This is a genomic window from Parasedimentitalea maritima (genome assembly GCF_005771405.1).
Classification (GTDB): domain Bacteria; phylum Pseudomonadota; class Alphaproteobacteria; order Rhodobacterales; family Rhodobacteraceae; genus Parasedimentitalea; species Parasedimentitalea maritima.
On the sequence record NZ_VAUA01000001.1, the window covers coordinates 673,075 to 687,131 of the forward strand.

At 52.4% G+C, this 14,057-nt stretch carries 11 protein-coding genes; 5 read left to right on the top strand and 6 right to left on the bottom strand.

Going from position 1 to position 14,057, the window contains the following annotated elements; genetic code table 11:
- Nucleotides 1-54: 54 nt before the first annotated feature.
- The gene (locus FEE96_RS03345; RefSeq protein WP_138161564.1) at nt 55-2,877 is read right to left on the bottom strand and encodes an Ig-like domain-containing protein; all 2,823 of its coding nucleotides are present in this window, start codon (nt 2,875-2,877) and stop codon (nt 55-57) included.
- A gap of 730 nt (nt 2,878-3,607) precedes the next feature.
- On the opposite strand from FEE96_RS03345, the gene FEE96_RS03350 reads away from it, so the two are divergent.
- Genes FEE96_RS03350 through FEE96_RS03360 form a run of 3 tightly spaced genes read left to right on the top strand, consistent with a single transcriptional unit; the run spans nt 3,608 to nt 8,390 of the window.
- Nucleotides 3,608-5,542, top strand: a complete 1,935-nt coding sequence (locus FEE96_RS03350) for a PrkA family serine protein kinase (RefSeq protein WP_138161565.1) — start codon at nt 3,608-3,610, stop codon at nt 5,540-5,542.
- Nucleotides 5,543-6,880: a YeaH/YhbH family protein gene (locus FEE96_RS03355; RefSeq protein WP_138161566.1), complete on the top strand. Its 1,338-nt coding sequence runs from the start codon at nt 5,543-5,545 to the stop codon at nt 6,878-6,880.
- Nucleotides 6,867-8,390, top strand: coding sequence for a SpoVR family protein (locus FEE96_RS03360; protein WP_138161567.1), 1,524 nt, complete (start codon nt 6,867-6,869; stop codon nt 8,388-8,390). The genes FEE96_RS03355 and FEE96_RS03360 overlap by 14 nt, the downstream gene beginning before the upstream one ends.
- 104 nt (nt 8,391-8,494) lie before the next feature.
- Here the strand turns inward: FEE96_RS03360 and FEE96_RS03365 are convergent, their stop codons facing one another.
- Both FEE96_RS03365 and FEE96_RS03370 read right to left on the bottom strand, forming a co-directional pair.
- Nucleotides 8,495-9,727 carry an MFS transporter gene (locus FEE96_RS03365; RefSeq protein ID WP_138161568.1) on the bottom strand — a complete coding sequence of 411 codons (1,233 nt, stop codon included), beginning with the start codon at nt 9,725-9,727 and terminating at the stop codon, nt 8,495-8,497.
- A gap of 3 nt (nt 9,728-9,730) precedes the next feature.
- Nucleotides 9,731-9,997, bottom strand: a complete 267-nt coding sequence (locus FEE96_RS03370; RefSeq protein WP_138161569.1) for a metal-sensing transcriptional repressor — start codon at nt 9,995-9,997, stop codon at nt 9,731-9,733.
- A gap of 340 nt (nt 9,998-10,337) precedes the next feature.
- Between FEE96_RS03370 and FEE96_RS03375 the strand changes: the two genes are divergently transcribed.
- A complete protein-coding gene (locus tag FEE96_RS03375) occupies nt 10,338-10,877 on the top strand; it encodes a periplasmic substrate-binding domain-containing protein (RefSeq protein WP_138161570.1) in 540 nt (179 codons plus the stop codon).
- A gap of 19 nt (nt 10,878-10,896) precedes the next feature.
- On the top strand, nt 10,897-11,991 hold the full coding sequence (locus tag FEE96_RS03380) for a M24 family metallopeptidase (RefSeq protein ID WP_138161571.1): 1,095 nt from the start codon (nt 10,897-10,899) through the stop codon (nt 11,989-11,991).
- A gap of 217 nt (nt 11,992-12,208) precedes the next feature.
- Here the strand turns inward: FEE96_RS03380 and FEE96_RS03385 are convergent, their stop codons facing one another.
- The 3 genes from FEE96_RS03385 to FEE96_RS03395 all read right to left on the bottom strand — a co-directional run bounded on the left by FEE96_RS03385 (nt 12,209) and on the right by FEE96_RS03395 (nt 14,007).
- On the bottom strand, nt 12,209-12,871 hold the full coding sequence (locus tag FEE96_RS03385) for a GntR family transcriptional regulator (protein ID WP_138161572.1): 663 nt from the start codon (nt 12,869-12,871) through the stop codon (nt 12,209-12,211).
- Nucleotides 12,872-13,112: 241 nt separating this feature from the next.
- A complete protein-coding gene (locus FEE96_RS03390) occupies nt 13,113-13,607 on the bottom strand; it encodes an SRPBCC family protein (RefSeq protein WP_138161573.1) in 495 nt (164 codons plus the stop codon).
- Nucleotides 13,600-14,007, bottom strand: coding sequence for an ArsR/SmtB family transcription factor (locus FEE96_RS03395; protein ID WP_246079263.1), 408 nt, complete (start codon nt 14,005-14,007; stop codon nt 13,600-13,602). The genes FEE96_RS03390 and FEE96_RS03395 overlap by 8 nt, the downstream gene beginning before the upstream one ends.
- Nucleotides 14,008-14,057 lie beyond the last annotated feature (50 nt).

The following is a 14,057-nucleotide window of genomic DNA, read 5'->3' on the forward strand; positions in this document are numbered from 1 at the left end:
TTTCGGGTTTTTTGTTGGACCCGGCTGCCTGCTATGGGCCGCCGGGTCGGATGATCAGATGATCACGTTGATGTCGTCTTCGATCACCAAAGTCGCGCCGTCACTACCGATGGTGTAGACATCGTAGACTTGACCATTGTGCACCTGTGTCGCGCCAGTGGCGACCGCCCCAGACACATTGACTGTGTCGTCAGTGCCGCCGTGGATTGTGACAGTATCCGAGTTGTTGGACAGAGCTCTGATATCAGCTTCGGTCAGGGTGAGGTTTACGTTCTCAGCATAATCGAGATTCACAGTGTCGACGTTGAATTGCGACAGACCGGTGTGGTCAGTTGATCCGACCTCTGTTGCGTTGTCTTCAAGTACCAACAGGGTGCTCGCGCTGTTGCCCACTGCGTCTGTGCCTGAGATCACCAGATGAGTCCCATCTGAGACTGGCGTGCCAAAGGTGAATTCAGTTTCCGACGGAAGAAGTGGATCTTGCGTTGCAGCTGGGACGCTGACAACGCCCCCAGCTTCCAGGCTATGTACAGTATAGGTGTCGCCAATGCCCTCGGTGCTTATGCGGCGAACATCGCCACTGCCGTTGAATGTCACAGTTGTCACATCTGGGTTGTCGACAAACGTGTCAACAGTCAGAGGCGCCGTAGAGGTCCGAGAGTTGCCGGCCAAATCTGTGGAGGTCACGCTGACTGTTGTGCTGTATTCGCCCGAAGCAATTGCGCCGGATTCAAACAAGGCTGACCAGTTTCCTGAGGCATCCACAGTTGCGGTACGATTGACCCCACCAACCGTCACAATAACTGTGGCTCCAGGCTCAGCAACGCCTGTCAACGTGACGCCGGCCTGTGCTTCGGCCAGACTAACGATGTTGTCACCGCCAGCTTGGTTGCCGTCGATACTGACAAAAGTGCTTGTATCGATCGCAACGTTTCCGGTTGCTGTCGCTGTATTGCCCGCCAGATCGGTTGAAACTGCAGTGATCGTAGCATTGTAGTCGCCAGATGGGATTTCAGCACTGGAAAATGCAGAGGACCAGTTGCCACTGGCATCAGCAGTCACCGTGTGGCTGACCGCGCCCATGGTCACAATCACAGAGGAACCCGCCTCGGCGGTTCCTGTCAGGGTCACACCAGCGCTACGCTCGGATCCATTGATGATGTTGTCCCCAGCAACAGCAGCATCGAGTGTGACACTTGTCTCGGTATCTACGGCAACATTATGCGTGGTAGTCGAACTGTTGCCAGCTGCATCTGTAGTGACGACCGAGACAACACTGCCGTAGGTGCCTGAGGCAACGCTGGATGCCGCATAATTGACTGACCAGCTCCCGTTGGCTGCAACGGTCGTAGACTGTGTTACACCTTGGAATGTCACGTCAATCGACGCACCAGGTTCTCCGGCGCCAGTTAGCAGGACCCCGTTCGAGGCTTCGGCTGCATTAATAACATCGTTGCCTTCGACGGTGTTTACAGTGGCAGTTGGTGCGACTGTATCAACGGCTACTGAACCTGTGGTGGTTGCTGTGTTGCCAGCCAGGTCGGTCGAAACAGCGGTTAAAGTGGACGTATATGTCCCAGTCGGGATCTCGGCACTGGAATATGTCGAGGACCAGTTGCCGCTTGCGTCTGTGGTAACCGTGTGGGTCACCGAACCTAGGGTGACAACTACAGTTGAGCCCGCTTCGGCGGTGCCTGTCACTGTCACGCCACTGCTATGTTCAGCTGCGTTTATGACGTTGTCGCCAGCCAATAGTGAATCTATGGAAACGCTGGTTGTGGTGTCGACTGTGACTGTGTGTGTCGAAGTCGAGCTGTTCCCGGCCGCATCCGTCGACACTACAGTTATGGTGCTGTCGTAGGTGCCCGCAGTGATGGTTGACGCTGCATAACTGGCAGACCAGCTGCCGTCGCTGGCAACAGTGGTTGTCTGAGTTTCACCTTGGAACGTGACTTCAATCGAGGCACCGGCTTCACCTGTGCCCGTCAGAACAACACCATCAGAGGCTTCTACGGCGTTGATAACATCGTCGCCCTCAACTGTGTCTGTTGAGGCGGTAGGAGCAATGGTATCGACTTCCAACACATCAGTTGTGGTGGTGCTGTTGCCGCTTGCGTCAGTTGTGACAATGGTAATGTCGGTGTCATATTCACCGGTTGAAATCTCGCTGGTGTCAAAGCTAACCGACCAGCTCCCATCATCAGCGACCGTTGTGGTTCGTGTGGTGCCGTTTATTTCCAATGAAACCGTTGCGCCGGGCTCGCCGGTGCCGGTGATTGTAGGGTTGTTGGTATGGTCGTCAGCATTCACGACGTGACCAGTGGATTGAGTGCCCGCAGTGACGTCAACTGTAGGCGGTGTTGTATCGGTAGAGCCTCCGCCGCCGCCGCCTCCGCCGCCTAGAACTGCTGCGCCACCAACCACTGCGGCTCCGGCTGCAACGCCGCCACCGAGAAAGGGTGCGGCAATCAGAGGGGCAACAACAGGTTCGATGCGATCAACGTCAAGGAACACCATCTCGTCGTAGGCGCTCCATTTTCCGGTCAGATCAAGCGACTCATAAGATGCAAACAGCATCCCCTCGGCGCGATCCTCCAGAACCACTTCGATAAATTCACCTTCCTGGCTTAAGAACAAGTTCTTGCCGCCAGTTGCCGATGTGTTGAAATAACCGTCCAGAACAAGGCTTTCACCGTTGGCCAGCGTGATGTGCAGATCTTGTCCGCGACGCGCATAGCTTTCAACATCCGAAGGGGCAAGATTCAGGGATATGTCTTTTGACAAACCTGTATCAATGGTGGAGGGAGTGCCTTCGGCGAAATTGCCGTGCTGTTTCGTGCCCGTCATATCACGGACGATGTATCCGACAGTGCTCATAGTTTTACCGCTCGCTAATTTACCTGTTATCCGTAGCTTAGCTACGCAGGTGCCTGATTGTATTGTCGCTCATCGACCGTCTTTTGCGGCCTATTTTGGTGTATCATGCGACAATTTTAAGTCATTTGTCTATAGTTTGAATGGATATTCCTACCCGGAATTAGGCCAGGTAGTGTCTTGTTTGCCTCATCTTCATTGATCTTTGTCGAATGTGTAACTCGTTTGCTTCACAAGTTACCAAGTGGTTAACGCAACCGTCAATTAAGGGAAAATTGTGCCAAGTTTGGGGCCGCTACATATTTACGCGGCTCTGAAACAGCGCAGTGTAAGTGAGTTGGGCTCTGGTGTTGGGTCTGGTAGCCTTCGGCCAATGATGCAGGCCGACCAATAATTGCTGGTTGTTCGCGACGCCGCGCCAGCAATGCTCTCTGTATAGTGAACAATCGTTCTATTAAAACTTTATGGCAATTAAGCAAAACTACACCAGTTTTAGTTAATATGGTCTTCGTAATTGGAGCATGGTTACAGGCAATATCGTGATGACGAAAACCGAATTCGCACGCTGAGCACTGCCATTTTGCGCAACCTTAGGTTCGTCGATTGCCGATACCGGCACCGAATAGTTTCAGACTATAGAACGACTTGGACAGTTTTGCCCTGGCTCGGTGCAATTGTTCGAGAGGGGGTTTCAACCCATACGGGCGGTCGCAATCTAGGAGGCTAGTATCAAATGAAAGACCTTGCCGAACTTTTTGCCGAGCAGTACGGCGAAACACGTGAACAGGAAATGTCACTGCAGGACTATTTGAACGGGTGTCGCGATGACCCTGGCTTATATGCCAGTGTTGCGGAACGGATGCTGAAAGCTATTGGCCAGGAAGAGCTGGTGGACACATCCAAAGACGCCCGGTTGGGTCCGATTTTTCAAAACCGCACTATCAAGCGCTATGCCGCATTCAAAGACTTCTATGGCATGGACGATACCATAGAACGCATCGTGGGTTTTTTTCGCTACGCAGCCCAGGGTTTGGAGGAGCGTAAGCAGATATTGTATCTTCTAGGACCGGTTGGAGGGGGCAAATCCTCTCTGGCTGAACGTCTGAAGCGTCTGGTCGAAGATGAGCCTATTTATGTCCTGAAAGCTGGCGACAAAATCTCGCCGATTTTTGAATCACCACTGGGGCTGTTTGACCCGGTTCGTATGGGCAAAATACTGGAGCAGGAATATGGTGTTGCCCTGCACCGGCTCCCCGGCTTGATGTCACCCTGGGCGGTGCAGCGACTGGATGAATTTGATGGTGATATCAACAGGTTCTCAGTGGTGCGCCTGCATCCCTCGCGGCTGCGTCGGATTTGTGTCGCCAAAGTCGAGCCCGGTGATGAGAACAATCAGGATATTTCGACTTTGGTTGGGAAGGTCGACATCCGCATGCTGGAACACTTTAGCCAGGATAACCCGGACGCTTATAGTTTTTCGGGAGGGCTAAACCGGTCGACGCAGGGGGTGATGGAATTTGTTGAGATGTTCAAGGCGCCGATCAAGATGTTGCATCCATTGCTGACCGCCACTCAGGAAGGCAACTATATGGGCACCGAAAGCTTTGGTGCCATCCCCTTTAACGGATTGGTGTTGGCGCACTCAAACGAAAGTGAATGGCAGAACTTTAAGAACAACAAAAACAACGAGGCCTTTATTGACCGTGTCAGTATCGTCAAAGTGCCCTATTGCCTGCGTGTTACCGAAGAAGCGAAAATATACGCAAAACTCTTGGACAACAGTGAGCTAAAAGTTGCCCCGTGTGCTCCGGAGACGTTGAAAATTCTCAGCCGCTTCTCAGTTTTGTCCCGTTTGAAGCCACATGAAAATTCCAATCTTTATTCCAAGATGAGGGTCTACGATGGCGAAAGCCTGAAAGATACAGACCCCAAAGCCAAGACAGTGCAGGAGTATCAAGATCGGGCTGGCGTTGATGAGGGCATGACAGGGGTTTCTACCCGATTTGCATTTAAGGTCCTAAGCTCGGTGTTTAATTTTGACACTGAAGAGCTGGCTGCGGATCCAGTGCATCTGATGTTTGTTCTGGAACAGATGATCAAGCGTGAGCAATTCCCACAAGAGACCGAGACACTGTATCTGGAGTTCATCAAGACTGAGCTGGCTCCTCGCTATGAAGAGTTCATCGGTAACGAGATCCAAAAAGCCTATCTGGAGAGCTATTCCGAATACGGGCAGAACGTGTTTGATCGCTACATTTCTTATGCGGATGCCTGGATCGAAGAGCAGGATTATAAAGATCCAGATACCGGTCAGTTGTATGATCGCGATGTCCTGGACAGTGAGCTTAGCAAGATCGAGAAGCCCGTGGGCATCGCCAATCCTAAGGATTTCCGGAACGAAGTGGTCAAGTTTGCACTGCGTCATCGCGCGAACAGTGGCAGTAACCCGGCATGGAACTCTTATGAAAAGTTAAGAGACGTAATTGAACGCCACATGTTCTCACAGGTCGAAGAACTGCTGCCGGTGATCAGTTTTGGCAGCAAAAAAGACAGTAAAACAGAAGGCAAGCATCTTGAGTTTGTCGATCGCATGCGAAGCCATGGTTACACCGACCGCCAAGTTCGGCGGCTGGTTGAATGGTACATGCGGGTGAACAAGGCGGGCTAGATGCATCACTTCATTGACAGGCGCCGCAATCCAAAGGGTAAAAGTCTTGGCAACCGGCAACGGTTCCTACGCCGGGCACGCGACAACATCAAAGAGCGTGTTGACCGCTCCGTGCGCGGCAAAACCTTGCAACAGGACAGTGGTGATCCGAATGAGGGTGAAAAAGTCACTATCCCTGCCAAGGGGTTAAAGGAGCCGCGCCTGGCCCATTCTGCCACAGGTGGTCTGCGTCACCATGTGTTGCCGGGCAACAAGGAATTTGTGGTTGGTGACACTATCCCACGACCTCAAGGTGGAGCTGGGCAGGGCGGGAGTAAGGCGTCCGAAGATGGCGAAGGAGAGGATGAGTTCTCCTTTACCCTGTCGCAGGATGAATACCTGGAGATTCTGTTCGATGGGCTGGAGCTTCCGGACCTGGTTGAAAAGAACACCTTTGAAACGCTTACTGTTGGTACACGCCGCGCTGGGCTGACCACGGCCGGATCTCCTAACAATCTGAATCTGGTTCGCACCATGCGCAATTCTTTGGGGCGCCGTATCGCCCTGCAACGGCCAACCATGGCCGCCCAGAAAGAGATAGAGAGCCAGATAGAAGAACTGGAGATGAAAGAGCCTCTGACGACCAAGCAGCAGAAACTGTTGCAAGAGTTGCAGGCGCGCCTGGAAGCCATAGAACGTAAACGCCGGGTGGTTGGATACATCGATCCGTTGGATTTGCGGTTTGATACCTATGTCCCCGAAAAGATACGTAACTCCAAGGCAGTTGTATTCTGCCTGATGGATGTTTCCGGCTCTATGCAAGAGCGTGAAAAAGATCTGGCGAAGCGGTTTTTCCTGCTGCTGCATCTGTTTCTAACACGTGGCTATGAGCAGACTGAGATTGTGTTTATTCGCCATACCCATCACGCGCAGGAAGTAGACGAAGAGGCGTTCTTTTATGCCCGCGAAACCGGGGGGACCATCGTTTCAACAGCGTTGGAGAAAATGAAAGAGGTTATTGCAGACCGCTATCCGACAGATGAGTGGAACATCTATGGTGCCCAGGCGTCGGACGGGGAAAACTTTGGCAATGACTCGCAGCGGTGTAAGACGCTGTTGTTACAAGATCTGCTGCCTGTTTGTCAGTTTTATGCCTATGTCGAAATCGTCGATGAAGACGCCGACATGTTATTAAGCAATGCAGAAGCTGGTGAAGACCTTTGGCAGGCCTACAGACAGGTGAGAAACAAGGTTCAACATTTTGAAATGCAGCGGGTCTCGCTGCCCTCTCATATCTATCCAATATTCCGGGAGTTCTTTCTACCCAAAATAAAAGGGGCGCAGCATGCAGGCAGCTAAAACCACCAGAAAGGTGTTGTTTGACGGGCCAGAGTGGACATTTGAGCTGATGGAGAAGGCGCGCGACGCGATTGAGGATATCGCGCTGAACGATCTGGGACTGGAAATTTATCCAAACCAGATAGAAATTATTTCGTCCGAGCAAATGTTGGATGCTTACTCCTGCGCGGGCCTGCCGCTGATGTATCAACACTGGTCATTCGGCAAACATTTCGTCCGCGATGATACGTTGTACCGGACGGGTCGACAGGGACTGGCTTATGAGATCGTCATAAACTCAAACCCCTGTATCAGTTACAACATGGAAGAAAATACCATGGCGATGCAGACGCTGGTGATGGCACATGCGGCTTTTGGGCATAACCATTTCTTTAAGAACAACTATCTGTTTCTGCAATGGACCGATGCGGCCGGGATCCATGACTATTTGGCCTTTGCAAAAAACTACATTTCTGCATGCGAAGAGCGTTATGGGCTGGATGCAGTTGAAGAAATTTTGGATGCTGCCCATGCGTTGCAGGCGCAAGGGGTGTTTCGGTATGGACGCCCACCGCAGCCCACCGCTGCGGAGAGGCAGGCGATGCAGCGGGTACGTGATGGGTATGAAAGCAGCCAGAGCCTGCTGGATTTGTGGACAGACAGCACGATGCGCCATGAGGGCGAGGACAGCGAGGATGAAGACCCACAGATCAGCGCCCGCCAAAAAGAACTAAACTTGCCGCAGGAAAACATTTTGTATTTCCTTGAGAAAAACAGCCCGATCCTACGGTCGTGGCAGCGTGAAATTCTGCGCATTGTACGTTGCTTGGCGCAGTACCTGTACCCGCAGAAGCAGACCAAAGTGATGAATGAAGGTTGCGCGACTTTTGTGCATTACTACATCATCAATAAGCTCCATGAGCGGAGTCAGCTGACGCAGGGTGCATATATGGAAATGATGCACAGTCATACCAATGTTGTGCTGCAACCGGAGTATGACGATCCAAGATATGGGGGCATCAATCCCTACGCGCTAGGCTTTGCAATGATGATGGATATCAGACGGATATGCCAATCACCAACCGATGAAGATCGCGAATGGTTCTCCGATTTTGCGGGAGACCCTGACTGGAGGGGGGTGCTGCGGCATGCCTGGGCAAACTACAGGGATGAGAGTTTTATCCAGCAATTCCTGTCTCCGCACCTCATCCGCAAATTCAAACTCTTCACCCTTACCAATGATGCCAAACATCCCAATCTACTGGTCAGCCAGATACATAATCGGGCGGGCTATCGGGATATTCGCCGTGATTTAGCCCAATCTTACAACCTGGCCTATCTGGAGCCGGATATTCAGGTGACCGATGTAGATCTTCGTGGTGACAGAGAGCTGAAGCTGACGCATTTGGTGCGCAATGGCATTCAGTTGGATACTGTTAATTGTGAAGAGGTGCTGAAACATGCACGTAAGTTATGGGGCTACGGGGTCAAAATGACAGCCACGAACGAAGGTGACGGCCAAAATTTTTGACCGCGTAACTCGTTCCAATTTGGACGAATTTTCACATGTACTCGTCGTGTGCGATCGGTTGTTTTCGTAAAAAAATCACACGTAGGCTCTACCCCCTTTAGCTCCTAGTTCTGATTGGGTGGAGAATTGACGCTATTGGGCTGGGCCTGCGCTGGCCATTGTTGCCAGGCAAATACTAGCCCGGCCAGCCCCAGTACAGCCAATCCCCAAAGGGAGATCACAATACCATACTGGCTCATCAGCCATCCAGACATTGGGTAGGTCACCAACCAGCAGCCATGAGACAGTGTGAATTGCGCAGCAAAAATGGCCGGCCTGTCTGCAGGTTGGGCCGAACGGCGCAGCAATCGACCTGATGGGGTCAGGATTGCCGAATAGCCAATCCCGATTGCCAACCAGGTGATTAGAACGGCTGTCAATGAGAGCCCGGTCAACTGCGTTTTTAGTGCCAAAAAGCCTAGGGCAACAATTGCCAGAATGGCCCCCGCCGACATGACTGGGCGGTCTGATGCATGTACGAGAAGCCGTGGTAGAACCAAGGCGGCAAGCATCGAGCCTGCACCAAAGCTAGCCAACACCAGTGCGACCATGTTCTCACCAAGGCCGAGTTCGCCACGTATCACCACCACGGTATTGACGATTACCATAGCGCCAGTTGCCGAAGCCACCATGCTGAGCCCAAGCAGTCCACGTAATCTCGGGGTCGTCAGATAGATGCGTATACCTCGGGTTGTCCGGTCATAAATACCGCGGCGGCGGCTTGGTTTTGGCGAGGGCAAAGCAATCGTCAAGACGAGAAGAGCCGAAGCGATGAAGCCAAGGGCTGTGCCAAAAAACATTGTACTAAATGCCATGACTGACAGGAGTGCAGCCGCTAGGGCAGGCGAAATCAGATTTTCCAGGTCATATGCAAGCCGCGACAGTGACAGTGCGTTTGTATAGCCCTCTTCATCTGGCAGCACATCAGGGATCGAGGCCTGAAACGCCGGAGTAAATGCTGCTGAAGAGGCCTGTAGCATGAAGATCAGTACATAGATTTGCCAGATTTGATCGACAAAAGGCAATGCCAAGGCGACAGCGGCGCGAATGACATCCAAACTAACCAACCAGGCCCGTCGAGAGCGGGTTTCGGCCAATGCTGAGGCAATCGGTGCAATAGTCACATAGCTGACCATTTTGATGGTTAGCGCCATGCCAAGGACCAACCCAGCCCGGTTTCCGGCCAGATCATATGCGAGCAGGGCAAGAGCAATAGTCGCTATTCCGGTGCCCATGAGTGCAATCAATTGGGCTGCAAATAAATGTCGGTAGGTTCGGTTTTTAAGAACGCTCAGCATGGGTTACAGATACCTAGTTATGTCTTTGAAGCTTTTTGTGTCGATAGCTTGATCGCTGTCGTTTGGGTCAAGGCAATGGTCAATGTGATCGTGGATCAACGCCCGTTTGGCGTTTGTGATGGCCTTCTCAACGGCCTGTAGTTGCTGCGCGATGTCATTGCATGGGCGGCCATCCGCGATCATGGCAATGACCGCAGACAGGTGACCGTTGGCGCGTTTTAGACGCGCTGAGATTCGCGGGTGTGAGCTGTGCTTATGGGGCTGGGACATATTTCATGTATCCCCCTGGGGGGGATAAGGTCAACCCTTTGCCTACTTCCAGCCGATGGAAATGTTCAAAACCAGGTAGAATGGGATTTTTTCCTTTTAACGCCTGTTTTGAGTGGGGGTCCAAAGGTGAAGGTTGGCGCAAGCGATTGATAATATGCCGTTGCTAGTGATCAGTCCTTCCCAAACGAGCTGCGCAAGATTGGGCTTTGAGCGGATTGACAGTGTAGTTCGCAGATTGGATGCACTATGAACTGGATGCATTGTTAGCTGGGACAAGTTCGGGATGAAATCACCTCGACCTTCAAAGATCTGGCGGTAAAACAAAAAATGCGAGTTGAAAATGAAAGCTAGGTTTTTGATGGCAGTCGGCGCGTTGGCGCTGAGCACCAGCACCGCCTATGCCAGCGCATTGGTTTATTGTTCTGAAGGGGCACCAGAAGGGATCGACCCGGCACTATTTATTTCGGGCATCACTTTTGATGCCCCTTCGCGTCCGATTTATTACCGCCTGCTGGAATTCAAAATCGGCACGATCAATGTTGTCCAAGGGTGGGCAGAAAGTGTTGAAGCCAGCAATGATAGTCCGACGGCCAAGCAGAAAGACGTGGTCATCCGTTATCAGGGGCGTGATAGCTATTGGAAAGACAAGGCCGAGATCGACAATCTGATTTTTGCAATTATCCCTGATGCTTCGGTTTGGTATCAAAAGCTGCGGGCGAGCTGGGTGGCTACCGCGCACTCGTCTGTTTACATGCCGATGTGCAACAAAGTTAGCGGCTGCAAAGTTCACCCACCAGGTGGCCACATTTTCTACGGCCTTTCCGGCGAATTGGATAACCGAACCAGACCGGAGCCCAAATCGGGGCCCGGTTCACATTAATGCTTTCCGGAGACAAGCAATGCCGAATTCTCTAACCGAATACCGCCAGTTGGCCAAAACTTTGGCTGTTGATGCATTAGCACTGGTTCCAGGTCCAAACTTCACCCGCGCCCTGGGTCATACTTTTATGAGCCACGAACGCCCCTTTGTACTGATCATTGCAGCAGACGGTCCTTCCGCCGCTATTGTTCCCAATCTTGAGCTGAGCTCTTGGGATTTGGTTGGATTTGACGGTGAAGTGTTCGATTGGCGCGATCAGGATGGGTATGCGGATGCCTTTGCTGCGCTGGCGCAGCATATGCCAATGCAACGGCTCGCTGTCGAAGGCCAGGTGATGCGGGTTTTTGTGCATCATGCGTTGAAAAAGGCGCAACCCGAGCTGGAGATCATAGATGCCGAAGTTGAAATTTCCGGATTGCGGATGGTCAAGACTGATGCGGATGTCGCCGCGCTAGAGGCTGCGATTGCTCTGTCCGAGCGTGCGTTGCACCGCGTACTTGATGGTGTGCGTGTAGGACAGACCGAAAAAGAAATCGAAAGCGCGCTGATCCAGGCTCTGTTCTCCGAAGGGGCCGACGGAATGGCGTTCTCGCCAATTGTTGTTGCTGGCCCGAATTCCGCGATGCCACATGCCCACGCTGGCGACTACAAGGTGCAGAAAGGCGATCCGCTGCTGTTTGACTTTGGTGGTCGCAAAGATGGATTTGCTGCAGACATTACCCGTACGGTCTTTGTGGGCGAGCCCAGCGACGAAGCGCGCGATGTGTACAACACCGTACTTGCGGCCAATTTGGCTGGTCTGAAAATGACCCGCGCCGGTGTGACTGCACACGATATTGATGATGTTGTCACCGGCGTGCTGGAGGCGTCACCCTATGCGGACCGTATCCGCACGAAGACTGGCCACGGATTGGGACGCGACGTCCACGAAGCGCCGTATATCATGCGTGGCAACCATCAGGTTCTGCCTGCTGGTACCGTTTATACCAATGAACCGGGTCTATATGACGTCGGCAATTTTGGCGTGCGTATCGAAGATGACGTGCTGATTACCGAAACCGGATACCGGTCACTGACCCAGTTCCCCAAAGATCTGATGATTGTGGGCCGCTGATGTTTCGCAACACACTCCCGCCTGCTCAACTTCCTTGGCGTGGTGTTGAATTCTTTTGCTTTCATCCGGCAGGTGAACGGAACATGACCGATTAACGTCACCAAGAAATCAGTCTGGGATGCTTACCACCCTCCACGGCCCAAACTGGAAGGTGATGCGCAACAAGTGGCTTGCTATCATCCGCTATGAGAACAGATCGGGGGCTTCGGCCCCCGTTTCATTTGCTGGACTGCAACTGTTCCTGCAGCGAAACCATGGCGTCATGGATGTGGGTATAGGTGAGCTGCGCGGCTTTCTCGGCGTCACCAACTTCACATGCACTCAGAATGGCCAGATGCTCTTGGTTGCTGCGTTCAATGCCATCCGTCATCACCAATTGTGCCCTCAGGTGCCGGTCGATCCGATCCATTGAGTTTTCGATCACTGAGATATGGTAAGGCATTTCACTTGCGGCATAGAGGGTTGAGTGAAAGAGCCGGTTCAGATTGCCATATTCCATTGGATCCTGAGCGGCCGCAAACTGTTCCAAATGTCCGCGCGCAGTGCTCAATATTTCGGGTGTCATTTTAGGGACTGCAGCGCGAATGACCTCGGGTTCCAAAAGGCAGCGGAAGTCAAAGATCTCGTCGGCCTCTTGCATCGATAAACAGGCCACGACGGCGCCCTTATAACGTACTGCTTTAACCAGCCCTTGTTGTTCCAGCATTGTGATCGCTTCGCGTACTGGAATACGGGACGTGTTGAACGCACGGGCGATTTCATCTTGGCGCAGGGGATCACCATCACTCAGGTCGCCCTCGATGATCGACTTGCGCAGGGCGCGAAAGATTATGGTCGCCGCTGAGGCCGCTTTTCCGATATCAACTGACTGAAACTTCACGGCATTCGGCCTTTCATTGGATTGTTGGTGGTAAGTGTAGCTGGGGCAGGACGCAATGTAACAAGTCTGTGCCTTAAGACCAGTCATCAAATCACAGTGTTGAATGTTTTAGCTCAGAAGGTGCGTAAGCAGCTTCATGTCGAACCGATCAGGAAGATGTAGATATCGGAACGTCTGAAATGCACCTGCCAACAGCAGGGCAGGTGCATCTCTTTTGAGGCGTTGATTTTGGTGGCTTTGCCTAGTCTTGTAGCTCGGCCAACAGTTCGGTGAGAATTTCCATTCCGGATGCCCATCCTTTGTCCATTCCACCAATAGCTGCGGCAAAGCAGGCAAGTTCTGCTGCGCTGGCTTCGTGAGGTTGCCAGGTGAGGCGGAGCTGAGTTTTGCCGTCTTTCTCGGTGAACGTCACAGTGGTGAGCAGCACCAGAGGCCAATCGGGCATCATGGAATTGGCAGAAGCTTCCCATTCAGAATTTGCTGTTGAGTGGAGCCAGACCAAGAGCGCGGGTGGATCGACCTTGGTGTACTCCACGCGTTCGTAGTTGGACTTACCTCCCCATTTCATTTCGTTAAGCCACAGCCCGCCCGGTGTAACATTCAGTTCGTGAATAATGGTTTCTGCGCCAGGGCCATACCAACGGGCTAACAACTCTGGCTCTGTCCAAGTGCGCCATACCATTTCGCGGGGCGCATCAAATTCTCGTTCCAATACATAGGTTGGTAATTCACTCATTCCCTGGCTCCTTTAATTCAGCCTGTTTCAATGTCGTCAAAAGATCATCAAGCTGGTCGAAACTTGACGACCAGAACTCCTTAAATTCTTCCAGCCAGTTTACTGCGGCAGCCATAGGTTTGGCTTTTAGTCGGGCGGGTCTGCGCTGTTTGTCTATCGCGCGCTCAACCAGCCCGGCGCGTTCCAGAACTTTCAGATGTTTGGAAATTGCTGGTTGGCTCATCTCGAATGGCTCGGTCAGTTCGTTCACTCCTGCCTCTCCACTGGCAAGACGGGTTAAAATGGCCCGCCGGGTTGGATCAGCCAGTGCCGCAAAAATTGCGTCGAGATTCTGCGGGGGCATGGAGCTGTGTGTTACTTGCATAACCATCTGGTTATATTTTGAAGAAAAGAAAGTCAAGCTGAGCCTTGACGAAGGAAGGACGAAAAAACGCGGGCTGAATGGCCCGC

Excerpts from the sequence above, each read along its gene's own strand:
- FEE96_RS03380 (WP_138161571.1), top strand. The coding sequence starts at position 10,897 with ATGCCGAATTCTCTAACCGAATACCGCCAGTTGGCCAAAACTTTGGCT.
- FEE96_RS03365 (WP_138161568.1), bottom strand. The coding sequence starts at position 9,727 with ATGCTGAGCGTTCTTAAAAACCGAACCTACCGACATTTATTTGCAGCC.
- FEE96_RS03355 (WP_138161566.1), top strand. The coding sequence starts at position 5,543 with ATGCATCACTTCATTGACAGGCGCCGCAATCCAAAGGGTAAAAGTCTT.
- FEE96_RS03370 (WP_138161569.1), bottom strand. The coding sequence starts at position 9,997 with ATGTCCCAGCCCCATAAGCACAGCTCACACCCGCGAATCTCAGCGCGT.
- FEE96_RS03350 (WP_138161565.1), top strand. The coding sequence starts at position 3,608 with ATGAAAGACCTTGCCGAACTTTTTGCCGAGCAGTACGGCGAAACACGT.
- FEE96_RS03345 (WP_138161564.1), bottom strand. The coding sequence starts at position 2,877 with ATGAGCACTGTCGGATACATCGTCCGTGATATGACGGGCACGAAACAG.
- FEE96_RS03375 (WP_138161570.1), top strand. The coding sequence starts at position 10,338 with ATGAAAGCTAGGTTTTTGATGGCAGTCGGCGCGTTGGCGCTGAGCACC.
- FEE96_RS03390 (WP_138161573.1), bottom strand. The coding sequence starts at position 13,607 with ATGAGTGAATTACCAACCTATGTATTGGAACGAGAATTTGATGCGCCC.
- FEE96_RS03360 (WP_138161567.1), top strand. The coding sequence starts at position 6,867 with ATGCAGGCAGCTAAAACCACCAGAAAGGTGTTGTTTGACGGGCCAGAG.